General features: G+C 44.6%; 13 protein-coding genes and 2 pseudogenes. 1 reads left to right on the top strand and 14 read right to left on the bottom strand.

Annotated features, from left to right (window positions below; translation table 11 throughout):
* From CIK88_RS05380 to CIK88_RS05330, 12 genes and pseudogenes are all read right to left on the bottom strand, one after another.
* On the bottom strand, positions 1–656 hold a 656-nt coding region (locus CIK88_RS05380; protein WP_144007322.1), incomplete at its 3' end, for a DUF6443 domain-containing protein.
* 120 nt (positions 657–776) lie between these two features.
* A complete protein-coding gene (locus CIK88_RS05375) occupies positions 777–1,358 on the bottom strand; it encodes a hypothetical protein (protein ID WP_094389612.1) in 582 nt (193 codons plus the stop codon).
* 534 nt (positions 1,359–1,892) lie between these two features.
* A complete protein-coding gene (locus CIK88_RS05365; protein ID WP_254046317.1) occupies positions 1,893–2,600 on the bottom strand; it encodes an RHS repeat-associated core domain-containing protein in 708 nt (235 codons plus the stop codon).
* Entirely contained in the window at positions 2,563–3,510 is a 948-nt protein-coding gene (locus tag CIK88_RS05360; protein WP_094389610.1) for an ankyrin repeat domain-containing protein, read from the bottom strand. Before CIK88_RS05360 ends, CIK88_RS05365 begins: the two co-directional genes overlap by 38 nt.
* Before the next feature lie 2 nt (positions 3,511–3,512).
* On the bottom strand, positions 3,513–6,293 hold the full coding sequence (locus CIK88_RS05355; protein ID WP_158214647.1) for an RHS repeat-associated core domain-containing protein: 2,781 nt from the start codon (positions 6,291–6,293) through the stop codon (positions 3,513–3,515).
* A 171-nt stretch (positions 6,294–6,464) separates the two neighbouring features.
* Positions 6,465–6,758: pseudogene (locus CIK88_RS12795) on the bottom strand (DUF6443 domain-containing protein); the annotation flags it as partial.
* A 97-nt stretch (positions 6,759–6,855) separates the two neighbouring features.
* On the bottom strand, positions 6,856–9,474 hold the full coding sequence (locus tag CIK88_RS12370) for a hypothetical protein (protein WP_158214646.1): 2,619 nt from the start codon (positions 9,472–9,474) through the stop codon (positions 6,856–6,858).
* A gap of 758 nt (positions 9,475–10,232) precedes the next feature.
* Positions 10,233–11,294: a hypothetical protein gene (locus CIK88_RS05350; protein ID WP_094390556.1), complete on the bottom strand. Its 1,062-nt coding sequence runs from the start codon at positions 11,292–11,294 to the stop codon at positions 10,233–10,235.
* Positions 11,295–11,305: 11 nt separating this feature from the next.
* Positions 11,306–11,617 carry a hypothetical protein gene (locus CIK88_RS05345; protein ID WP_094435022.1) on the bottom strand — a complete coding sequence of 104 codons (312 nt, stop codon included), beginning with the start codon at positions 11,615–11,617 and terminating at the stop codon, positions 11,306–11,308.
* 181 nt (positions 11,618–11,798) lie between these two features.
* Complete coding sequence (locus CIK88_RS05340; RefSeq protein WP_094390554.1) at positions 11,799–13,589, bottom strand: hypothetical protein; 1,791 nt, start codon at positions 13,587–13,589, stop codon at positions 11,799–11,801.
* 166 nt (positions 13,590–13,755) lie between these two features.
* Positions 13,756–15,513 (bottom strand): phage tail tape measure protein, encoded by a 1,758-nt coding sequence (locus CIK88_RS05335; RefSeq protein ID WP_094435020.1) that lies wholly within the window; start codon positions 15,511–15,513, stop codon positions 13,756–13,758.
* Positions 15,514–15,544: 31 nt separating this feature from the next.
* Positions 15,545–16,449, bottom strand: a pseudogene (locus tag CIK88_RS05330) (IS982 family transposase).
* A gap of 420 nt (positions 16,450–16,869) precedes the next feature.
* Between CIK88_RS05330 and CIK88_RS05325 the strand changes: the two are divergent.
* Positions 16,870–18,141, top strand: a complete 1,272-nt coding sequence (locus tag CIK88_RS05325; RefSeq protein WP_094435018.1) for an ATP-binding protein — start codon at positions 16,870–16,872, stop codon at positions 18,139–18,141.
* 453 nt (positions 18,142–18,594) lie between these two features.
* Here the strand turns inward: CIK88_RS05325 and CIK88_RS05320 are convergent, their stop codons facing one another.
* Both CIK88_RS05320 and CIK88_RS05315 read right to left on the bottom strand, forming a co-directional pair.
* Positions 18,595–23,847 (bottom strand): T9SS type A sorting domain-containing protein, encoded by a 5,253-nt coding sequence (locus CIK88_RS05320; protein WP_094435016.1) that lies wholly within the window; start codon positions 23,845–23,847, stop codon positions 18,595–18,597.
* Positions 23,848–23,977: 130 nt separating this feature from the next.
* Positions 23,978–25,324, bottom strand: coding sequence for a DUF4906 domain-containing protein (locus CIK88_RS05315; protein ID WP_144269581.1), 1,347 nt, complete (start codon positions 25,322–25,324; stop codon positions 23,978–23,980).
* Positions 25,325–25,326 lie beyond the last annotated feature (2 nt).

Here is a 25,326-nt window from a genome sequence, read left to right as displayed (position 1 = left end):
GTATCTCCTGCTGCGGTGCGCTCCATAATCTTCCTCCCGAGCAGGTCGGTGAATACGGCTGTGCTCCTGTTGTCGGCATCGTAAGACACTGCTTTTGCCAGCGTTCCCTCTGGATAGTACTCGAAGGCTGTGTTCTCGGGGAGCGTGAGGCTGTACGAGCCGTCCTCGGGAGCCTCGAAGTGCAGCACCTGGTCGGAAGCGGTGTTTGCGAGGTGTTCCGTCCTGTCCTGCTTTCCCGCCTGTCTCCATGTGTCTCCTGCGATGTCGACTGCTGTCACCCTGTCGAGCGCGTCGTAGTGGCTCTCGGTGAAGAATCCGTCGTCAAGATAAAACAAGCCCATGGACGTGACCCCGCTCACGGGGATATAGTCGAGTCCGCTTGCAGGCACGGGGAGATACCTGCGTTTCTCGCGCCCCGCTCCGTCGTAGGTCGTCAGGGTGCAGGCGGTCTCGCCGTTTCCTCCCGCCGTGGCGACAGAGAGCGTGGGGCGGCCCAGGCCGTTGTAGTACTGCACAGCCTGAATGGAATCCGTCCCGTAAGCGTCGAGCATCGTCACGGTCCTGACGTAGTTCTGGGATGGAGTCTGAGCCAGAACCGAGCATGGCGGCACCGCAAGCATCGTTATCAGCGTTATGTGTATTTTATTTATACTCATGGCTTCCTGTAGTTGTAACTATTGATGGAGATAACGGAATCGTTCGTTTGGACGACATAATCTAAACAAATTTGAATATCAGTATTTTCAATGCGCACCGTGCTCATGTCTCAATTTACTTTAATTATGTTTAATCGACTCATAATCCATCTTCTGATCTGAATCTTGCACACTTATTACTGGATTTATGCATATATCGTTAGTGTCATTATTAAAGATTATGTTGGGAATTTTATCTATGTTTTTCCCATTCGTTGGCTTAACCAATTTTAACTCCATCTTTGACATCAACTCCTTGGTTGAAACATTCCGCAACCATTCGCTATCAGTACTGTTTTTAGGATATATGGCAAAAAGGAATGTAATTGAAATACTATCTCCCGGTGCAAAATATTGCTGTGCTGAACCATTAAACTTATTACATCTATATAATTGATATGGCTGATAAAATAAATCCCTTGACTCTATATTGGCAATAACCGTTTTCTCGTATGGATACCCTATTGGTATAAATATGGAGTCATTGGATTTGTTTATGGCTAAATAGTGAATGGACAAACATCTTATGTTGAAAACGTTATCCATTTCGTCTCTCCTTATCTCTTTATTATCACCAACCATGCATAAATTCGCCTGCAAGACATATTTGTCATTGCACGCAAACAAAAGGGGTACTAATGTGACAATTATTAATCTCTTCATCTTTTATTCTCCTAAAAAAAATTGTTTGTATCTTATCAAACTTTGTTTGTAAGTATCAGTTGTCTTATTCCATGTTGGGTGGTTCATTAAATAATTAAATATTTTAATATTGTCGGTTTTGTTAGGATTCCTACTATCTTTCATGTAGTGATGCCATTGTTTTTTTATATGGCAGGTGTATTCTTCTCCACCTAACATGTTCTGAATATTACTTCGTGATTCAAACATTTGTTTGTTGTCTCCCCAAAAAGCTGTTATATTGTTGCCTAATGTGCTCGCATTTGTTTTATCATCACCACCATGACATTACCATAATGGCTATCAACGTGTATAGTGTTGCTATATGCGTCACGTGACCATTTCACAACATTAATCTGATTACAATCTATTTGGGTTAAATCTACTTCAGGCATTCTTCCAACGATATGTGTGAAAATTTTTGATAAAGCTTCTGCCGAAATATCAGATGATGGTAAACCAACTCTTGTATTAAGATTGATAACATATTTGCCATCTTTCAGTTCGCGATAGTCATCACTTATATATATAATCCGATTCTGCAGAGTTTGTACCTAAGTATGTTCCGTCAGAAGTGTAATAATCATCCATCCCATCTGGATCCATCAACATTACCGGATTATTGTGGCAATACGCATACGGACTCACATTATAGTACTTCTCCGCCAGCGGATCTACCCTGTCCCAACGTGCAGTGACGGGATTGTACTGCCGTGCGCCGTAGTCGTAGGTGTTCAGTCCGTGCATCTTATCCAGTTCCTTACCATTGTATTTGTATGGCTGCACATCGTTGTTATTGGCGGAGCCGTCACAGAACTGGGCTCCAAAGGGGTAGTAGTTCATCGTCTGCATCACCGTCCCCGTGCTGCCTATCGCCTTCGTCACCTGACGGACATTGCCCAGGTGGTCCTTGTCATAGTAGAGGAAGGTGAAGTTGTCCTGCGTGGCATTATATTGTGTGGCCTGACAGTAGCCCTCGTCAAACTGGAACATGTCTATGCGTCCGTTCTTAAGCGTCAAGGCACCTCCAAGCAGATAGTCCGTGGAGTCTGTGTATAGTATCTCCGACGGCATGAGCTCCCTTGTGCTTCCTATGGCGACGGTGATGTTCGGAACGGCAGTCTGATACACCACTCGCAGTTTCTCGCCCGTGGCGGAATAGACAAACCTCGTCACGTTGCAGTTGTCAATACCGCTTGAGATATTCCTGTAATTCCTTTTCATCCTTCGGAGATATTTCACGTTTTATAACAGTTAAAGCCCAATCTGAGACAGGTGACTTCCAATAGTCCATTCCTCTTTCCTTTAAAAAATCTATGACTTTTAACTTTTCCTTATGCTTTTTAGAGTCAAGAGGATATGCCCTAAGTCTCAACATATAAAGAATGTCAACATAAAATGACTTGTAATATGCAGAGTCTTTAGAACTGATAACATCCATTCTTTTAAACTTCCTATTATAGTCTGCTCCGTGTTCCAGTAAATAAAGAAGGACATCCATACGGTCAAATGTTAGTGCGACATACATTGCACCTGCACCTGTATCTTCTGTCTGCATGTTAACATCAGCACCTGCCTCCACAAGCATTCTTACTTTTTCATAATCTCCATCCAAATCCACTGCCTCGAACAACGCAAAATGGCGAGCGGGAATCCAGTTGCCAAGATTGTCTTGCTGCACTCCGCGCTCTACGGAATTGGGGTCTCCACCATATTCTAACAACATCTTTAGTATTTCAGGGGAAACACGACTAAATCTTGAAGCAATAATAACCGAATTATCCCCTCTATATCTAATGGTATCACATGGTACATTAGGATTTGCACCTAATTCCAATAATGCTTTTACTGATTCTTTCTTATTATTATGGGTGGCAAGCATTAATAGAGTTTGCTTCCATCTATCTTCCTTATAATCAATAGGTATATTCTTATCCTGAACCTGCCGCCTTATTTCATCGGCATTTTCGTCTTGTACAGCCTTGGCTAAATTCCATGCAATGGTGCCTTGAAATAACCTAAAATCATCTCCTAATAGTTTTTTCTTATCTACTGGCGCCTCCCTGTCTATGCACGCGGACGACAACAATACCAGCAAGACACATATTGCACAAAAATATCCATTATGTTTCATAATTAAAAGCCAAATAAAATATTGTTAGTATTCAACGTATATTGCGATTGTGCATTTTTGCTCTTCTGCATTATCATTTCCTTTCCCGAGGGATAGAAATTCTTTATGCTGTGCCCCATTATTGCACGGTTTTTATTGCGCCAATGTATATTTCCATTAGCTCTCACTCCCATGTGTGTTTGTTGGAAAATATTCAATTCATCCCGAACATGAACATATGCGTCTATTTTTGCACCTTTCCTGTTCCATGGTGCAATGGTAAGGGGACTTACCCATGCGGCATTAAATGTCATTGCACTGCGACCTGTCTTGTAGGCATTCGTAGCCGCCATGCCTCCGCCCAAAGAATGACCTACGAAAGTAAGTTCTTGATTAATATTGTCCGATAAAACACGTGCGTTTTCCTTTGAAATATTATACTGCTCCGAGGCTCCAAATACCTGTAAGAAATTATTTTTCCAGTCTTCATAACTATCACTATCTGTTCCTGAAGTAGCATAGACATATTCTGTGACCCCGTCAATTGTACGTTCATATATAGCAGACTTAAAACCAGAACGGTCATCCCTTAAAGTGACTCCGTCTATATGCAAATTAGAGACTCTCCACCCCCCAATGAGTTCAACTTTGTCTTTGCCATATACATGATGCGCGATTCGAGCCGCTTCCTCTTCCGTAGGCTTCAAGCCATCTTCGTCCACAAACTTTACTGGATTCCCCAAACAATACACATACGGACTAACGCTATAGTATTTCTCCGCCAACGGGTCCATCCTGTCCCAACGTGCGGTGACTGGATTGTACTGCCGCGCTCCGTAGTCGTAGGTGTTCAATCCGTGCATCTTGTCCAGTTCCTTGCCGTTGTACTTGTACGGCTGCACGTCACCTGATGCGGCAGAGCCGTCACAGAACTGGGCTCCAAAGGGGTAGTAGTTCATCGTCTGTACTACTGTCCCATTGCTGCCTACCGCTTTCGTCACCTGACGTACATTTCCCAGGTGGTCCTTGTCATAGTACAGGAAGGTGAAGTTGTCCTGCGTGGCATTATATTGTGTGGCCTGGCAGTATCCCTCGTCAAACTGGAACATGTCTATGCGTCCGTTCTTAAGCGTCAAGGCACCTCCAAGCAGATAGTCCGTGGAGTCTGTGTATAGTATCTCCGACGGCATGAGCTCCCTTGTGCTTCCTATGGCGACGGTGATGTTCGGAACGGCTGTCTGATACACCACGCGCAGTTTCTCGCCCATTGCGCTATAGACATATTTCGTCACGTTTCCGTCGGTGAACTGTATCCTTATCGGATTGTTCCTCAGATCATAGTCTATCCTCGCTATCCTGCGGCTCGCGTCGCTCGTGAGCGACCCTGCCCCGTTGTATGTCAGTGGATACTCCTGCCCAGCCACGCCGTCGAAGTCCGTCGCCCCTGCGTACGGAAGTCTCCATACGTTGTCGAACACGCTTGCCAACTGGTTCCCCTCGTATGTCATCCGCAGGTCGTCAACCAATCCGAAACCTCCGTGCATCGCGTCCTGAAGCCCGCAACGTCGCAGCCTCTTGATGTTTCCGTTGCAGTCGTACTCCGCCTGCTCGTTGAAGTAGTTTCTGTTGCCTGTCAGGTTGTCGCCTGTTCCGAAAAGCGCCAGGTACAGGCGGTTGCACCCGTCGTACCTCAGGTTGTAGCCCTTGTATTCGCTATCATTCCTTGCCTTCCACCGCACGGTGCTTATGTTTCCGTTGTAGCATGCGCTGTCAAGACCGTCGGCATAGTACAGGTCTTCGCGGAATCCTCCGCTGCTGACGCTCTTGAGCCATCCGTGAACGTCGTATGTATATGAGCACATGGACTTGGATGTCCTGGTCAGTTGCCTTTCCTTCCTTTCCAGCCTGCCTATGGCGTCATAGACGTATCCCGTCTCACGCGACTGTGTGGAGGCACCATGTCTGACGGACAGGCTCATCTTTGTCTTTTTGCCATATTGGTACGTATAGGAGGTCTTTGCCATGAAGTCACTCCCGTAACCGACACCGGCATGCACCTCCGTGCTGTCAACGGCACCCGTGAACGTGTATGCCGTGACCACATCCTCGAGACGTCCGCCGAGACCCTTGCGTACACATCTCACCGCCTGCCCCTTGCGGTCGTACACGGTGACGGTGCCGAGGGCCTCGCCGCCGGTAGCGTACACCACCTGTCCCGTAAGGTAGCCGATGGCGTGCTGTCTCTGTTCCTGTCCAATGGTTAATGCAGGCATCGCGCTTGTAAGGTTGTTGCCGATGAATTCATAGGTGTCGTAGTAGTTGACTATCTCGAGTTGCGGGTCGCTGATGCTGTACGGTGCGGAGTAGCCTGTGCTGCAGACACCCCCTGATCCGCTCGTGTATGATGTAGCGGAGAGCACCGACCCGTCGCGGTTTCCGTCGCTGCATGTGCCCTGCACGCACAGCCTTCCGAAGCGGTCGTACAGGCAGAAGCGGTAGCGGTTTCCCAGAGCGGTGTCTCTCATGTACGCCATGCGGTCGGCACTGTCGTACCAGTACTGCACGCATTCCGCCCCGGGCAGTTTCTTCCATACCACCCGCCCTCTATTGTCATAACGATATTCGTATGCATATATTGTCTTTTCCTGCGATATTTTGTTGAATGCAGGTGTGAGCACGAAGCGCAGCTGGCCGAGGTCGTTATATACATAATAGGTATCTCCTGCTGCGGTGCGCTCCATAATCTTCCTCCCGAGCAGGTCGGTGAATACGGCTGTGCTCCTGTTGTCGGCATCGTAAGACACTGCTTTTGCCAGCGTTCCCTCTGGATAGTACTCGAAGGATGATGTGTTCTCGGGGAGCGTGAGGCTGTACGATCCGTCCTCGGGAGCCTCGTAGTGCAGCACGAGGTCGGACAGTGTGTTGGCGAGATGCTCTGTCCTGTCCTGCTTTCCCGCCTGTCTCCATGTGTCTCCTGCGATGTCGACTGCTGTCACCCTGTCGAGCGCGTCGTAGTGGCTCTCTGTGAAGAAGCCGTTGTCAAGATAAAACAGGCCCATGGACGTGACACCGTTCACGGGGATATATTCAAGACCGTTTGCCGGCACGGGTAGATACCTGCGTTTCTCGCGCCCCGCTCCGTCGTATGTCGTCAGGGTGCATGCCGTCCCTCCGTCGGTGCCGGCAGTGGCGACGGAGAGTGTGGGATAGCCCAGCCCGTTGTAGTACTGCACCGCCTGCAGCGAGTCTGTCCCGTCCGCGTCAAGCATCGTCACTGTCTTGACGTAGTTCTCCGTTGCCGTCTGAGCAGAGCACAGGGCAGGAACGTACAGCAGGAGTGCAAGTAATAGTTTTATATTGTTCATACTAGTTAGTCTTGTAGTTGTAGTTATATTTTTGAAGGATATTGTCGTCAGCGTCACGTGCTTCTTCCAGTCTTCCATAGGTGTCATAGCGGTATTTCGCCTTGTCTCCGTTAGGCTTGATGACACATGAAAGAGTATGCCATGGGGAATATTCATAAGCTGTCGCCATGGCTCTCTCATTCAGCAGGGCAGCGTGAAGAGACTCCGTAGCATTTGTTATTTCTGTGGCGGCAGTTCCATTTTCCAGAATGTCGACAATGCCCGACATTGCCTTTACTTCGGAATATGCCTTGCCGACAATCTCCAATACAGGAAGCCGATGGCAGTAAGACCATATTACGGCAACGGGAGTTCCGTCCTTCTTCTTATAACCGCAGATGTTTCCGTAGTCGTCGTAGTCTGTCACGTCCAGTTCAAGAACCTCGCTGTTGTTAGGAGTTATGGAATAGTTCTTGCTGACTACCGGCAAGCCATTTGAAAGCGGCATGTAAAGATTCCTGTAGCCGCCAACTGTGTTCCCGTTCCTGTATTGCAGAGCCTTTACTCTCTCGCTGATACAATGCGCGCTTGTCAGGCATGCCGTGTTTGAGTTGACGGCTTCCGCATCACCTGGGTACCAATACCTTGTCAGGCATGTCTCCTCCGTGTTGGCGTTGAAGGCAACGCTCTTTGTTATGCTGGAGGGCATGTAATTGTTTTCATTGTATTCGTAAGTTGTAGTTACTGGTTTCATCGCCACACCATCAACATAGCCAGTCTCGGTGACGCTTGAGGGCAATGCGCACAAGGGAGATTTGGAGATCAGGGCGTATTTGTAATATACATCCAAGGCACTGCTACCGGGACTCATGTCTGAGCATCGAGCCCAAGGGAAGAAAACCATATCGCTCAAGGCAGGGCTGCCGCCGATTACCGTATAAGAATAGCAAATCTTGTGCATCAGCACACTGTCACTTGAAAATGTCGCGGATTCTGTCAGTTTTCCGTTGAGTCCGTCCGTGTTTACTCCGAAAATGCCGTTGTTGACACTGTGACACCCGTCGTTATGGAAATTCTCTGTGCTATATGACATCAGTTGCCCGTCCTTGTCGTAATTCTCCTTAGTAACTTTAGAGTAGCCGACATCCGGGCATTCCAAAGAACAAACAGCAAGATATTTCGGGTCGGAGGTTATAAAGTAAAAGGCGCAGTACAGGGTTGACGGTATGGAGTAGAAACAAGGATTGGCAGGCTTGCTGGCAAAGAGGTACTGCATGTCGATGTGCTCTTTGTCAACTGTCGGTATGAGCAGTTTTCCTTCTTCATACCTATAGCGTGTATATCCTAACATCTCACCATCGCTGTCATAGTTCTCTACTGTCCTGATTCTTAGCCCACCGCCGACAGACTTTCCGCTGGCATCGGCAATAGATGTATCTTCGACGTATGCAGGCGGAAGCGTTACCTGAATGCGTCCTCCAGTTATTAATCCACTTGCCACAGTGCTGAATTTGCATGACAGCACATAATGTCCCTTGGGAAGCACGCATGATTCCTTGAAATCCTCCATGTCATTATATTTAGTATAATACCTTGAGAATACGGTTTGTCCTGTGGAATCCTTGCCGACGATGCCCAGGTCAAGTTTGTAGTATTGCTGTGGCGAAGGCAAATAAGAAGATCCAGAGGATATTTCGACGGGCACTGCCTGGTCGATGTCGAAATCCCTCGTCTCTGGTGTGTTGTTATAGCCTGTTCCGTTATAGCCTGTACCACATGTTACCGTCCTCGGAATCTTAACGCTTGAACTGGCAGACGGGTAGTAATATTTTCCGTGTTCATCGTCAAAGTGGTTTATCTCATATTCAAACAACGTGAAGCCGCCGGTAGGGTATGTAATCTGGTTTAATGTTCCAATCTTGCAGTACAATTCGTTAGCGTAACGGTTAGCCGGCCCAACAGTCTCAATACCTGTAAGCCTGCCATCATAGTCATATTTGTATTCTGGTGAAGCGCATAGGCCGTCAGCGTTGGTCTTCCCGTTGTAATACCCCCAGAAGTCTTGCCGCATGCTTATTCGGGAAGGCAATTCTTGCGCATCGTTATATCCGAATGAGTATTTCTTTCCGTCAACCGTAACGTCAGTTAATTTTAGCCGTTTAAAGCCATACACGTTTGTATATCCGTACTTGCTGCAAAGCGTGTGCTCATATTCGCTTTCCGTATGGTATCCATAGGCAAAAGCGACAGTATGCAATATCGTGCCGTTGTCGCTTGACCTTACGGTTATACTGTCTATTCTTTTCGCAAACTTTATGTCCTCCCTGCTTCCATAGGCAAACGTTACTGTCTCTTTGTCGGTTATAATGGTGTCAGGATAGTATTCCCTAATGCCATATACCAGCGTGCTTGGCTGGTTGCGCTTTATGAATATCTCCCGAATTGCTTCCGATGCTATCGGCATGTCGGAGTTTTCGTCGCGCTTGCCTACGGTCTCATAATAGGACTGTAAAAGACTGTATCCCTTTTCGGAGTATTTGAATTCTGCAAGGCATCGGCCCGCAGCATTCCTTATTTCCGCCAGATTGTATGACGCATTGTCCTCCATGGAAGTCTTTGGCGCCTCGGCAAAGACGTACATTTGCCCATGGTCGTCCGTAATCTCTATGCTGTGAGGATAGGAGCCGGTATAATCCTTTAGTTCTATTCTGTAAGCCGTTGCGTCGTTTCCGATAATCCTTGCCTCTTTGCTTCCAGTGTCGATGACAAAAGAAACTCTATGCCCGCAAAAGGAAGCCTGGAATATGTCCGGGACTCTTACCCCGTCTGAGACATCTCTCAGGATGTCAAACTTCTTTCGGTCTTCTTCTATAGGCTGGCAGAAGAGAGAGGGGTTTGCAGGAACTGAAGGAAACCTGACAAGGGGAAGGCCTGCTATGCAGTAATATGGTGTATATCCTATTCCAGGCAATACAGTCTGGAGCAGGTCCAAGTTGGTTATCGAACTTGGGTTTATGCTAAATGAATTCTGGTTAAAGTCATTCTTTCCACATACTATCTGGCTGATGCTCCCGCCCATAACCATGTTCCATCCCAGTCCAACATACGTTGCCTGCTGGTCAACCTTTATGCCTGACGCATCGTAGCACAGTTCTACAGGCATAGTGAAGTCTCCTGAGCATATGTCGAATAAGGGTACAGAAATGTTCGGCACACCAGTGTACCCCGAGTTGTTGTATTTCCCATACTGTCCAAGCGCGCTTGCCTCTGGAGTCAGATTCTGGAAGTCTGGCAGAAGGCTGTTATAGATATTTCTCAAATCTTGTGTGTCGTCGGCATTGGCATAACAAGAAAGAGCCGCCAGTAATAATAATGCTGCGGTTTTAATTGCTGTTGTTTTCATAGTGTCACTTTCTCGCTGTATACTTTTCCGTTAACGTTGATATAGAGGATATACACTCCCGGGAGCAGTCCGTTGCAGTCTATCTGTGTGGAATACCCCTGTCCTGCGTTTTGTGTCCATTGCCTGCTTACGCATAGCATGCCCATGTGGTTGGCGACGATGTTTGTGATGGTGGCGTCCTCGTCAAGGTCGTATGCCATCTGTATTACCTTCCCGTGTGTCTCTATCTGGTAATGTATGATTCCGTCGTCCTGCGCGTCCCCGTCAGCGAATCCCTCTTGCTCATCGTCTGACGGGAAGTCCGTCTGGCTTATATAATATGGCACTTGGTCTGAGGGCAGGTTGCAGTAGGCATATCTCGTCGTTCCCACAACGTCCATGTTGAAGTAGCTGGTGCTTGTCACGTCCTCGATAACGGGATACTGCGATTCGGGCAGATACCACTCGTAGCGTTCGTCAATGACCTGTGCGAGCCTTGCGGTGTCGAGGGCGGCGGAGTCGATGTCCATGCAGATGGAGTAGGAGTCGATGGTATGCACCCTGAGCACATTCCTCAGAGTGTCGTTCTCCGCCAGCACTATAGAGCCGTCGGCATCCACCTTGACGGTTGTCGTGCCGACCTCACGGAAAGGATGGTCGCCGCAGTACATCCCCTCGCATCTGAACGGCTTGCCGATAGAGTCTCCATATACGAGATGGAGTCTCCTTGTGGTTTTACTCAGGGCATAGTCCCTTTTCTCCAGCGTTGACTCACTGCCGACGAGAACGAGCGTGTCAGGGGTTGCCCGATAATAACGGATTTTGCCAGGCTCAATGACGGAGACCACGCCTGTGCTGTCCTTCATAAACATCACCTGTTCTGCCCCCTTAGATCCGAGTTTCCTGGAAAAGTCCCACACTTTGTTACTCCCTCCCTTACCGGGGGAGAAGTAACGGATTCTGCTCTTCTGTAAACTGTCGGTTGATGCCGGAACCATTTCAGACAGGTTCACCTGACCATAGACCGATGTTATCCCAAATAGCAATGATAAAGCAGAAATGAAAACTCTTATTTTCATCTTCGCTCTGCTTACAGTTCAATTACACCTATATAATATACAGAACCGACGGTGAGGCGGATGGCGTATTCTCCTGTAAATGTGGAAGGGAAAACGAGAGAAGTCTGACCCGGAGCCAGCCAATCGGTATAGACCAGGTTCTCGTCTTCGTCGAAGAGTTCCACAGAAATGATTTCCTCAAACGGATAGAAGAGGGTGAGCGTGTGCCCCGTGATGTCAATGGTCAGCGGACGAGCAGGTGCTTTTGGCTTGCCTGGATAAATGGGCGTTTCGTCAATGATCGAGGAGTGCAAGATTTTGGGGTTACCTTTTACTGAAGCCATGCTGCCTAACCAGACGCAAAGAATAAAATAAGAATCTTTTTCATCGTTGTTTTGTTTTGATTTGCATGCGAAATTACATCGTTGAATTATGATGCCAAAACAATAACAACAGAGATAATTAACCAAAAATTAACCTCAATGTAATTGACTGATTATGAAGCCGTTCTTACATACAGACGATTCAAAGACCCAATATTTCTTCATCAAGTTTCTTGGAATTACCCTCAACACCGAATAATTTTTTCATCATCGTATTGCGTATTTTCGTGATATAGGCAGATGAAACTCCAAGCAAGTTGCAGATGTCCTTTGGTCGGAAATGCAGACGGATAAGGATGCAGGTGTTGAATTCCTTTTCGTTCAAGGCATATTTCTTGGAAGATATAAACTGATAGAATGAGGGGAAAAAGTCTATGACCATCATATACATTTGTTGCCATTCTTCAGCAGAAGGCAGGTTTCCTTTTGCCGCCAACTTGTCAAAAATGTGATAGATTTCCGAATCCTTTAGTTTCGCCTCTGCAATTTCCCTTTCTTTAGTTTCTTTGCTCTGGTATTTCTCAATATCACTCCGTAGAATCTCAATGTCTATCTCCTTTTTCTCTATCAAAAGATTTAATTCTGAAGTGTAATTGTTTAACTCCTCTATATTGCTTTGTGCTTGCGAGAGGGCTGTTTCTATGTTTCTTCCATGGGATCTAAGCCTGATGACTTCCGACTGTGCCTTGGCAAGTTCGGCAATACTCTGTTTGTAATGATGGAGAGCCGCTATACGTTTCTTTCTTTCCCTACGTATAACAATGAAGGTTATAGCGATGATACTAAACGTAGAAAAGCCGATGACCATAAGCCTTTTGTGCATTTTTTCAGATTTCTCGTTGGCCAATCGGGCTGATTCCTGATAACGCGAATAGTCATACATGGCTTTCATCCGTTCCACTTCTTCCGTTGCCATGTTAGCATAGACGGAATCGTTCATCGTATAACTGTAAAGCGCGTATTTGGCTGCAGAGTCTGGCCGATGTGTCTTCTGGAAAAGCAGCGCCAGACCTCTTGATGCGGCATTCTGGTTGTTGAAATCCTTACCTTCACGGAGTTCCTTGCGAAAATAGTGTTCTGCAGAATCATATTTCCCGACAGCCAAATAATAGCGTCCTTTAGGGTAATAGTAAACCTCACGCCCCTTAACTATATCATGGTTTTCGTCAAAGAAACCGGATTCTGATTCGTATATGTCCATGAAGGTCTTGGCTTTGTTCAAGGAATCTTTCTCTACAAGTATCGTAATGGCTCCTCCTAAGATTCCGGCAGACAAGTTCTTATATCCATATCTTCTGGCGAGCACGGATGCTTGTTCGCAAATGGATAGTGCAGAGTCAGGCTTCCCCATTCCTTTATAGGCTGCTATATTTCCCGCCATACCTAATATTGCAGCGAGTGTGTCTTTTGCTTTCCATGAGTATCTGATAGCAAGATTATTAAACTTTAAATCTTCTTCAATCAGATTTTGGTGGTAGAAAACATCGCTCATCTGCCCATAAACTCTACTGAGCAAGGCATAGTCACATTCAATGTCTGTCGTATCTGCATGATTTGCAGCCTTCTGATAATTATTCAGAGCATTAGGGTAGTCATGAATATCTTGGTAAGCGCGTCCAAGGAGATAGTGGGCAAGCATTCGTTCGTTGGCAGTACCGTGGCTTTCATAATAATTGACGAGAAGTTTTTGGATACTGTCAGAACGGAAAACCGTATCGCATTTGTTCTGGGCATTGGTAAGCAACAACAGACGACGCATACGCTGGCTGCGGGATAGTCCGTCATTGCTAATGCTGTCGAGAATGGTGATAGCCTCACTGGAGTTTTCATTTATAACAGCCTCTGCTTGGTCAAGCAAACGCTGAGCCTCCCTACTACCACAGGCGTTGAGTAGCAGAACTAAGACGCATATATGGAAGAATCGTTTCAGCATCGTTTGTTTCTTAAGTTGTTGCAAAGATAATGAAAATAGTTGAAATTTATATTGAAACGCGTATGAAAAATCATAATAGTAAATTTTGAAACATCTCGCAACGCAGTCTACACACAAATTTAGAAATCTATTGACGAGGTTTTTAAATGAAACATGTTTAACACCATTACCCAAGACCGCGTTTTGATGTGCTACCCTTTATGAGAAGGCAATTATTATCAGACATACTCATTTCAGAGGCTAGTTGGTCCATACGACGTAAGGCAATATCCCATTTGAATTGACTAATTTCACCGACAATGGAATCTGCAATGTCCGCAATGCCTTTTGCCGCCTTCTGACGATTATTTTCATCGGATGGATTTAATCCTTCTAGTTGGCATTTTGCAACAATTCCCTGGCCTATTGTACGCTCATCCTTATTGGTGAATACAAGTTTCTTGCTTAGCGCCCAAGTTACTAATGCTTTAGCAGCTTCTTCGACAAGACCATAGAGATTACTCCAATTAACAAAGGCTTCCGTTGCTCCTGCTTGACTGATGAACCTCTCCATCATTGACAAGCGCTTTACTGATTCCTCCACTTGCTTTTCTGCCTTCTCTGCTCTCATGGTCTGTTCCCTGGCTTTTTGTTCTGCAATTTGGGTCTTGGCTTTCTCACGGGCTACTGCTCTTTCATCGAGTTCCGAGATACGTTGTCTCAACGCCATATTCTCCTTGTCCGTCTTAGCAGCTAAGGCAATCTTCCTTTTGACATCGAGATACATCTTCTTGCCGACATCATTGATTTTCTTTTTGTGCAGTTTCGATACGCTGAGTAACTGGCTCTGAAGGGTGGTAACAATCTCTTTAGCCTTGGCATTGCGTTCCTTTTGCCATTCTTCACGCTTCAATATAGGAATAGGTGTGCTGATTTCCCTATCAAGTCGTGACAATGTCATGTTAATAAGGTCTTTAACGGTCAACGGTTCCTTTGAACCTTGGAAGGAGAATGTCATTTCAGCAAATGGTACCGCCTCCAGTTCTTCTTCTGGAACACTCGTTGCAGAAAGCAATTCGTCGATGGCTTCCTGAAGTTTGGTCAACTTACTGTTACTGGCTTCTATGTTCTTCTGAATCTGCTTCACTTCTGCTTTCTTACGTTCAGTATATTCTGCTACCTCTTTGGCACGAATGGCTTCCTGCTCAGCCTTGAAAGTATGAGCGTCGCGCCATTTCTTGTCACTTTTCTTGCCACGCTCCATTTTGAGAGTATTAGCCAACATATCCTGAAGTTCTGACATATCATGACGGTTTAGATTGATGCACTGGCCTGTCTCATGGTCAGTCCAATCAAAAACATAGTGAGCATGGTGGTTCCAGAGAAAGATTGTCGAACCTTCTGCAGAATCGAGATACTTACCCTGCTGATGATCCTTATCCGTCACCAAATGCTCATGGCCTTCATCAAGGTGAGCATAGATGGCTTTGGTCTTGATGTCCCAACGCTGTTCGATTTGATTAGCCAAAGTCTTCATCTGCTCCATCGTCGTATTCTCTGTGATGACAGCAACACCTTCACGGACAGGCTCGGCATTCTTGGGCATCTTCTTGGGTTTCGACAAGTCGAGTTCCCATTCTGGAACAACCTTTTGAAGTCCAGTTTTAGGGTCAACGATTGGGTCGACCGTCTTTTTATCGTAAGCAAGTGTTGTCAATTGTTTTCCATTTTCATCAAGTTTCGCCTTACGACAGAAATGATGGCTGGAATAGCGTTCCTTAGCCTTGCGAATCTCATCGGCTACCGACTTGAAGTCCTCAGCTTCCCAACTCTTGTTAAGATTTGAATACTCGGGATGAACATGCTTCATCTCCTTCTCGCGTCTGTTGTGCTTCTCGGCACCATACTTGGCAGCGCAAATGTGTATCGATGTTTTTTTAGCCATAATTGTATATAATTAACGTGAGTTCGACGAATTAGAATAAGGTCAATTGTCTATCAATAGTCCTTTGAACGGCAATTGTAGGTTTCTTAGGAAAGAAGCAATATGCTGCCAAAGCTCCAAGAGTATTGACAATGAAGTTGTCGAAAGATCTGTGTCTGGAATGTTCCACCTGTGCAATATTCTTAAGTTCATCGTTAACGGTCTCTATGATAGCCCGCTTTCTAAGCAAGAGTCTATCTGATATTTTCATGATAGACCCCTTCATGTTGCTTTTTAGTTTCGTGATAAGTTGTATCCCATCAACGAAAAGTTTATCGAATAGGTTCTTGCCTATATACCCCTTGTCTCCAACAAGTTTGCCGTAGATGAAATCAACAAAGGCTTTATATTCCAATGGTTTACGGTCGCAATATCACCTGGAGTAATCATAAAATTCAGCAATTCTCCTTTTTCATTACATATCAGATGAAGCTTAAAACCGAAGGACCATCCCATAGAACATTTACCTCTTTGAGCGATACCTTTAAATGTCTTATGGATAAGGATTCTCTGGTTCCTACATACACGAAGAGGGGTGCTATCCACGAAACTGATTCCTGTACATTTTCCTAAAAGCACCTTCTTTATAAAGATAGTTAAAGGAATAGCAATAGTCTTCTAGAGTTCCACAAAACGATTGTATGACACAACATTGGGAAACAAGTGTCGAAGATGCACACATACATATTCTTTGTAGAAATGCTTCAAGCAACGAAAGCCTAAACTGTGAAAAAGTATAATGACAACCATAATTTCGGCCTTTGACATAGTCGATTCACGATGGTATTTGCGTTTTAAATTGCTTTTTATGGTGTATTTTTCCATTTGGGCATCAAAAACTTTGCAGAAGTCATCTGCAATACAGAAAATTTCAGTAACTTTGTCCTCGGTGATCATAGCGATTATTGTTTGTAAACTTTTGATTTTTTAGCACCTTAAAGTTACAACAATTTTCGCTAATCACCAAATTTTTAGACACTTATATTTCGTCGAACTCACGTTAAATATAGATTTCTGGCCATAGGCCATAGATTTTTTCAAAGATTTCCTCCAAGATTTACCTATGGTTTGTTTTGGCGTGACTCAACAGAGTGAACCGAGCTTCCCTCTGTCTTCGCTACTCCAAAACATCTTGCCGTAGGCAACTAACCCCCAATAAAATCTTTAATAGCGACATTATTCCGCCAACTAAGGAAACAAAATACAGCCAACTGAGGAAATAAAATACGGCCAACTGAGGAAACAAAATACGGCCAACCGAGGAAATATCAATAAAAAGTTGTATCTTTGCACACAAAATATCAAATATATGAAACTATGGAATACAAACATAGAATCGCAGATCAAATGCTAACCAAGAAACTGGCAAGCAAGGGAGCTATCTTGATAGAAGGCCCAAAATGGTGTGGAAAGACAACCACTGCAGAACAACAAGCAAACAGTATCTTGTATATGGATAATCCTGCCTCATTGGAAACTAATCTACAAATGGCAGAGATTGACGCTTCTGTTTTGCTGGATGGTGATACACCAAGACTTATTGACGAATGGCAACTGGCACCAAAACTATGGGATGCCATCAGATTTGAGGTTGACCATCGCCATGACGTGGGACAGTTTGTATTGACTGGGTCCGCAGTTCCTGCAGATGAAAAAGACATGCAACATTCTGGAACAGGGCGATTCTGTTGGCTGACTATGCGCCCAATGAGTCTCTATGAGTCTGGCGAATCAAATGGAAAAGTAAGTTTGGCACATTTATTTGAAACACCAGAAAAAATTGTTGCAGTTAACAAACTGAAGATAGACGATCTGGCATATCTGATTTGTCGTGGTGGCTGGCCATTTGCTTGTGGATTACAAGCAGAAGCTGCGTTGGAACAAGCCTTCGACTATGTGGATGCAGTCATCAAAAAAGATATTTCGCGAGTGGATGGAGTAAATCGCAACGCTACAACAACCAGATTGCTATTACGTTCATACGCCAGAAACCAAGGATCACAAGCTACCATCGGAACGATTGTGGCTGATATGATGACAAATGACGAAAATGAAATTAGTGTAAAAACAGCAGGTAACTATCTGGAAACGTTACGTAAGATTTTTGTAATAGAGGACTCTGAAGCCTGGAATCCTAACCTACGCTCCAAGACAGCTATCCGTACAGCGAATACCCGTTACTTCATAGACCCATCTATTGGAACGGCTGTTTTGGGACTTGGCCCTAAAGATCTTATTAATGACCTCAACACGATGGGACTCTTTTTTGAGACTCTATGTGTTCGTGATTTACGAGTTTTTGCTGATGCGCTGGATGGAGAGGTGTATCATTATCGCGACAAAAACGGATTAGAATGTGATGCCGTAGTACATCTGCGCAATGGAAAATATGGACTTATAGAAATTAAGTTAGGGGGTGATAAACTCATCAACGAGGGTGCTGAAAATCTATTAACTCTTGCGGGTAAAATAAATACAGAAAAAATGAATGAACCATCTTTCATGATGGTACTTACAGGAACAGGCGATTTCGCTTATCGAAGAAAAGATGGGGTTTATGTGGTTCCTATCGGATGCCTGAAAGATTAAAACCAAATGAATAAGCAGGAGTAAGATGTTAATTTTTGGGGGTAGCCTACGGCAAGATGTTTTGGAGTAGCGAAGACATAGTAAGAGCGCGCTTTTACTATGCTGAGTCACGACAAAACAAGCCAACTGAGGAAACAAAATACGGCCAACTGAGGAAACAAAATACGGCCAATCGAGGAAATATCAATAAAAAGTTGTATCTTATTTTTGACTTTTCTGTATATATAGATACAGATCATTCATAAAGACTGCATGCAAAATGATACTTTCTTACCAAGAGAGCCTAATACCGAAAAGTCAGTCAATATAAATGGACGTTCTGTCCAAGTATTCTTGACTTCGCTTCCATTCGGAATGTACCTATTCAGCGTTGGCTCAACAAACAATGTCAACTTTGGTGCAAATTGATATTGTATTCCGATGTTAGTGTTTACAGCCCACTGCATAGGTGTATTATCTTACACTTAGCTTGAATGTCTTGCTCTGTCCATCCTTAGTTTCAGCCTTTACAATATACAAGCCACAACCAATATTCTTGGTCCAAGATGCTTGATTAATGCCTAAAGCCGATGTTACGAGCAAGCCTTCGAAATTGTATATACGCACATTAGCAATAGCTATATTAGGTGAACTCACCGTTATAGTACCGCTATTAGGCGAGAAACACTTGATATTAGCCTCATCATTATGTTGCTTCAAGTTGTAAGTCGATGTGGTGATGTAGTATCTACCATGCTCATTCGCCATAATAGATATTGGAGCATCGGCAGGAGTGAAAGTTCCCATCTTGGCATCAAACACAAACAGCTTATCAGTAACATAGCGGTTTGCTGATATTTCAACATTAACAGTTGCGCCATTACTCATCACATTTCCATCCACCTTAGCAATGATGCCCAACGGCAGGAAGTTGATGTTTGAGAGTTTGTTAAGAGCAACAGCCTGATTGCCCGCGACAGTATACACTTGCGGAACATCTTCAATATCAGAGTTGTTAAGCAACTCAACATCCTCATCATCAACAAATTCGTCGTCGGCATCATTGCAAACCACAACCTTAGCTGTAGAACACAGATTATCATCATTAACTACATTGATATATACTGCAGCAGGTTCCTGTACAGCAGTACCACCAGATATCCAGCGGTCTGTAGTCATCATCAAAGTAAAGTTAGCTTGACTAACCGTCTCGCCCTCCTTAACCTTAACAAAGAAGCCTTGCATTGGCTCAATGATATAATCTTGACTGCGGTTGTATGTACCCTCTGGCACACTATGTGCCTTAAGAACACCATCTACTAAAGTCCACACCTTACGCTCAAAGCTCGGGTTTCCATTTAGGAATTGATACATACTAAGCGATGCAGTATACGGATTGCCCACTATGTAGTAGCGATTATTGCTATGAGTATTGGATGTGAGCGGCTGAGAGATTTCGCCCAACAAGCCAGGCTCATTAGAGTATGGCACATTTAGCATATACTTTTCAGGCTTTGGCACAGAAACCTTCAAGTCAGAATACCCTCCATCTGGTTCGAAGTATTTATATTCCTCATCCTCCTTAGGCAGACGGAATAGCCATTTTGCCGACAGGGTTTTATATTGGTCGCCAGCCTTTAGAGCAAAGCCCTTGCCTTCAGAATAATTCTCGTCCAGCTTATTGTATACATGGCTCCAATATAGCGACTCTACATTCATCGAAGCATCTGAAATAGTATCAATGCTGATATTTGTGCCATTATAGTCATGAGCTTTATAATTAGTAACTCCATCTACTACCTGGGTGGCATTACTATCCCAATTGCGCTGATACACTGGGGCTGCCACACGATTATCAGAAGTCCCATCGAAGTTCATTGCCGAGAAAGCAGTCTTCGATTCTTCCCTGCCTGTTGTTTTTGGCACAAAGAAGTCGCCAGCATAAATATTCTTCATTGGGGTCGATACGAGATTCCATTTGTTGCTCTCCACTTCCTTCTCCACGAAAGCCTTATTATATATAAGGTATGGCTGATTGAGCAGCTCAGCTTGTGCCTTGAAGAATATCTGGTCGCAGAGGTTACCATGGAAAGTCTCACACTTAAACGTTCCGTTGCCGTCTGTAGAATGGTCGTCAGGGTCGGCAGTATTGTCGTTCCATGTCACCACAAAGTCGTATGCAATACCCGATGTAGCCTCCTCGCCCTTAAAGTTTGTCAACTTCGTAGCGATATCGTTACTCACACGATAAACGATATTGCCAAGTCCTGGATATACCAACTTGTTTTCAGGTATAACAACCTTCGAGAATTTCATTGGCGTATAAGCCTGTTGTCTTGTCAATTTTGCATTAACCGGATTGCCACAAGTAGCCTCACCATAGTCTTCATAATTTTTGTCGTATAGCTCTGCTGCCGTAGATCTCTTCCAGTTCAGGTCGTTGTTCCAGTTGGCATTAAGCTTGTTTGCAACGGTAGGAAACCATGTAAGATACTCTGGCACCACCTTTAACGTTATGAACAAATCGCCAGGACATGCAGCTGTCGTAGTACTATTATGCAGTTCATACGAGAAGTTCAGCTCATACCAATATCCTTCATGCAGAATATCCAAGACATTATCACCAAACACCAGTCCCAATGTCTTTTTTCCTGATGCCAAAGTTTCTTCTTTCAACTTACCAACAATCTGTTTTGTTGAAGTGAAAGTAGGGTCGTTGCTGTCTGAGATAAATACCTTTTGATCATCAAGGAACTTAATCTCAATATTCTCGTCTTTTCCATTATTAAGTTCAACCACCGGCAATATCAGCATGCCATTATCCGCCTTCTTCAGCATCTCCCTTATTTGTGGCAAACCGATGCGCACGGCACGGTCGTCGGTAGGATAAGCCACTTTGTCGAAACCAAGAATAAGCTTCGGACCATTCTCCACAATACGAATAGTGAAGTACATAGGGTCTGAACATATTTCGTAAGTCACAGTTCCCTGCTTTATTGAAGTTGCAATAGGAACAGCCGCTATCTTGTATGTTCCCACCTGCTTAAACTTATACCCCGTAAGACTGTTGCTTACAGCAAGCACCAATGTTCCCTCGCCATCTACGCCCTTGATATATTTATCAAGTATGTCGTAGTCGGCAGGATTAGATGTTTGGAATGCTGCATTAAGAGAAGTCGCATCAGGAAACTTCAGGCGATAATTTCCTAACGCCTCCTGCAACCCCGAGATAGAAGAAAACTTATTGTCTGCGCCATCTGGAGTTCCCACAAACCAGTCAAACTTCACGTTATTAAGCAAGATAGAGCCACCGCCCACTTTGTCGGCAGTCTCAAGCTTTGCATTAATATCCACATCAGGTGTACTATTGCCGTCGCACGACACTCTCACCGTAGTAACCAAACTTCCGTTGGCATCAGATATAACCACCTTCTGCTGCACAATGCTGAACGCATCGCTATATGATGAGCATTCATCAGTAAACTTTCCCCATTCATCGGGATTGCCATCAGCATCAGGATAAGCCACCGAAACATAGAACTTCTTTCCCAAAGGCAAATCGAAGTGCCTGTTGTCAATCACCAATATTACATGTCCCTCAGGGTCTATCTCAAACGCCGAAGAAGAAGCATCATAGTTGGCAGGAATAGTTACCTCGCCATATTCGTCGGCAGTACCGTCGCCATTATAGTCGATGCCCGCAAACGGCTTGCCATCCATATCGGATATACGATAAAACAACTTCGACTCCTTGCCCACACCTGTTATAGCCTGCACATTTTCGTAGTGCGAAGTTATTTTAAGTGTAATCTCGTGGTTTGCTATGCTTCCGCTCTTAGCATCAGGACAAGCAGGCTGATTCTGCAGCACGTCCACCTTTGCATGCTGAATATATAGTCGAATATCGTCAATGGCATAGTCGGCACCTGTAGTATTCGCACACATATTGTCGAGCACAATGCGGAAGTCGGAATAGTTTTCCACTCCCATATTCTTTCTCATCACTATTCGGCTATACACCTGAAACCAAGTACCTAACTGTCGTCCACCCTTTGTGTTAGAGGCAAAGTCGCCTGATGTGAATGATGTCAGCAGTCGCTGATGAGTCACCTTGTCGTTCTCATCCTTTATGATGCCATAGATTTTGAACAGCACCTGAGGTTGTTCTGAAGCATGAGAACCTGTAAAGTCAGTAACCGCAGCCGAGAATATAAGACGTGCTCCCGAGCATAAGTCAGCCTTAAAGTCGATAGAAGCTATCTGTCGGCTTTCGTCTGATGCATCCACATAGAGGAAATATCCATACTGCTTACCGTTAGTAATTGCATGTGTACGGTCATGGAGAACTGCGGAATTCCACCACTTGTACAAAGTCTTTCCTGTAGTTGAAGTTACTGAATTGTCAGAAATACCAGCCAAGTTAGCACTCTTAAACAGTCCATATTCGCCATGTATTAAAGCCATCCTATTAGGACAAGCATAGTCGCGCAGCTCTGGATATACAAAGCTATATGCACGTCTGTCCCATCTTGAGGCATAATGTGCCATATTGTTCTCTACTGTAGGAGCCACCATGGTAAGCTTGTCGTTATCGTCGTCAAACGATATAGGCTTTGTGACTTGCTTATAATGCGATTCAAAATAGGCAAGTGTACGCTCATTATCGCCATCATCTGTCAGCTGCTTCATCGTCTTTGGATAAGTATTCTGATATAGAATCTCAAAACTGGCTATTGGAGCTTTGATAGAGTCATTATTATAGTAGGCGTAAGCCACAAGATACACTATACTACCGAATGTAATATTTGGTTTCGTAGTAGGAGTACCATCTAAGTTTTTCCAACCATTTCCGTTATTCATTAATACGTTCATGGAAGTGAAATTGTGCAATTGTACAGTACCACTTGATATCAACACAGTATACTTTGTCTTTGTCTCGTCATAGGCAAGCCATACAAATCCATTGGCATTATATAGTGTACTCTTGTCGTAGTCGGCTTGTTTTATGCTATGCGCTTCGTCCGAAGAGAGAAGATGCCTTTGTTTACCATCTTTTGGTTTTAGAGGATAAAAGAAATAATTGCTCGGCTTATAGTTTACACGTACCGACATTTTTGCATTTGCATCCTTTGCACCAAACACAATACGGCGGTTGTCCTCTATCGTCAAGTCAGAGTCTGCGGTGCGAAGGTCGGTAGCTGTTGTTTTTATAATATTCTCTGCCATAGCCTTTGCAGGGCGAATATGGAAGATATAGCGTATCTGCAATGTAGGCTCGTGGGTGAAGTATTGGTCTGTGCCACTTACCATAGGTTCAAAGTCGGTATATTTGCTCACATCACATGCAACATCCTCACCTTTCCATGTAGCGGCATCGGCATCGGTAGGCGCTTTATACTTCACACCAACTCTATTACGGTTTGGACCGAAAGGTTCACTATTTGTCTTATTTTTCCATGCAAACAATCCACGTGCTTTGTCGTTATTGTCATTGACCTCTTTCAAGTTTGTAGTGTTATATACAGAGAGTCGTGGATTAGCCATGTCTGTATTATAGTCGTACCATCTGATGTAGCCTTTAGGCTCGATGTCTGTATTTTGTTCTTTAGTATAATTTTCAAACGGCAATGGTAAGTCTATCTCACGACCTCCCATTACGTAGTATGTATATTCATACTCATGCACCTGCTGCATCTCTATACCATATGGATTTCTGATATACGGCATGTCATTCACGCCTTTATAATGCGCAAACACACTCTGGGCACTAACACTTGTGCTGACACAACATGCCAACACCGCTATCAAGCATACATATATATATCTAAACTTCTTTATCATATTATATCAAGCAGATTTATTCTTTTATTATTTCCACTCTGTACGGAATGGCATACTCCAAATCCTTTATGCCTATCAGTATCTGGTGAATGGCATAGCCATTGCGATTGCCCACCACGCCCTCTATGGTCTTTCGTGATGGCACAGCCACAGGCATGCGGTCGTAAATACATACTCCCTCATCACCATCTGGCACCATCTTCTGCGTTTGCCATCCATCAAACCTCCATCCGTTTTCGCTATCGGTACCCGGAGTTAGCTCTACGCCATCGCTTAAGCGCACAACATAAGGGATAAGATGAAATTCGCCATAGCTCTTAAATCTTATGGTCAGCTTCTCGTCGTTTTGCTCCACTTTGGGCAATACGCCAATAGCTGTAAATTGCTCCACCTTAAATCTCACTCTATAGTTGTTTAGCTTTATAGGTATCTCCAAATAGTCATTGCGTGATATGGTATTCCATTTTGATAGTGCTGCACGTAGGTTCATCGTGGCATGGTCGGTCTTTACGCCCACTACAAAATAGTTTGGATTCTCTGCTACCGACTCGTTCACATAGAATGATATTATCTTCGGAGTCGTAGTCTTTGCCTCCACCACCACCTCAGGGTTGAAATTTATCACGTAGTCCTCCTTCGATGCCGATGGATTTAGATTTGGCTCCACGGCTGTGCCATTATCCCTGCCAGGCAGCAGATACAGATTGTTTGCCTCGTTCTTGGTAATATCTGTTAGCGACACACTCCTCAACTTTATTTCGTTTGGCGTGTCGTTTGTTATCTTCAGCTTCACCTTAGCCACCATTCTTATCACTTCGAGATTCAGGTCGGCAGTAGTCTTCTTTATCTCTATGGTCTGCTTATTGCTCATAGGTATTCCCTTCGGAAAGTCGGCTGCCGTAAGCACATTGCCTTTCACGCTATATAGCTTGCTGTCAAAACCTGTAGGTAGAGGAGTGTTGGTGGTGGAATAGTCTATTTTCGAGTCTATTCCCACATCCTCCGGCTTTATATTGGCAAACGAATAAAAAGTAGTCTCGCCTGGATTTATTTTTGCCGTAAGCGTTCCAACCCAGCTTTTCTCCTCAGTATAGTCTTCGCTAACAAGCAGATTCTTGATAATGCCGTCCTGCACGATAATGACGAAGCAATTTTTCATCATCTCTCCCTTGTCGCTATTGTCGTCGGTCCATTCCAGCTCTCCGCTGCCTCGTGACAAAGCTCCGCCTGCAGATGCAAAAATATTTATGCGCACGCTCACAGGCTTGCTCTCCTCTGCCCACTCTTCATTAGTGTCAGCCGAGCAGCCACAAAACATCAAAGTTGCTATGAGTGTCAATATCGCAAGCAAAATATTCTTCATAT

The sequence above is a fragment of the Prevotella sp. P5-50 genome (assembly GCF_002251295.1).
Classification (GTDB): domain Bacteria; phylum Bacteroidota; class Bacteroidia; order Bacteroidales; family Bacteroidaceae; genus Prevotella.
The sequence above is the reverse complement of the archived record's forward strand: the minus strand, read 5'-3'. Positions and strand labels throughout refer to the sequence as shown.

Bases quoted from the DNA above. Each gene is read 5' to 3' on its own strand.
- CIK88_RS05375 (WP_094389612.1), bottom strand. From the start codon at position 1,358: ATGAAGAGATTAATAATTGTCACATTAGTACCCCTTTTGTTTGCGTGC.
- CIK88_RS05365 (WP_254046317.1), bottom strand. From the start codon at position 2,600: ATGAAAAGGAATTACAGGAATATCTCAAGCGGTATTGACAACTGCAAC.
- CIK88_RS05360 (WP_094389610.1), bottom strand. From the start codon at position 3,510: ATGAAACATAATGGATATTTTTGTGCAATATGTGTCTTGCTGGTATTG.
- CIK88_RS12370 (WP_158214646.1), bottom strand. From the start codon at position 9,474: ATGTACGTCTTTGCCGAGGCGCCAAAGACTTCCATGGAGGACAATGCG.
- CIK88_RS05350 (WP_094390556.1), bottom strand. From the start codon at position 11,294: ATGAAAATAAGAGTTTTCATTTCTGCTTTATCATTGCTATTTGGGATA.
- CIK88_RS05345 (WP_094435022.1), bottom strand. From the start codon at position 11,617: ATGGCTTCAGTAAAAGGTAACCCCAAAATCTTGCACTCCTCGATCATT.
- CIK88_RS05340 (WP_094390554.1), bottom strand. From the start codon at position 13,589: ATGCTGAAACGATTCTTCCATATATGCGTCTTAGTTCTGCTACTCAAC.
- CIK88_RS05335 (WP_094435020.1), bottom strand. From the start codon at position 15,513: ATGGCTAAAAAAACATCGATACACATTTGCGCTGCCAAGTATGGTGCC.
- CIK88_RS05325 (WP_094435018.1), top strand. From the start codon at position 16,870: ATGGAATACAAACATAGAATCGCAGATCAAATGCTAACCAAGAAACTG.
- CIK88_RS05320 (WP_094435016.1), bottom strand. From the start codon at position 23,847: ATGCCGTATATCAGAAATCCATATGGTATAGAGATGCAGCAGGTGCAT.
- CIK88_RS05315 (WP_144269581.1), bottom strand. From the start codon at position 25,324: ATGAAGAATATTTTGCTTGCGATATTGACACTCATAGCAACTTTGATG.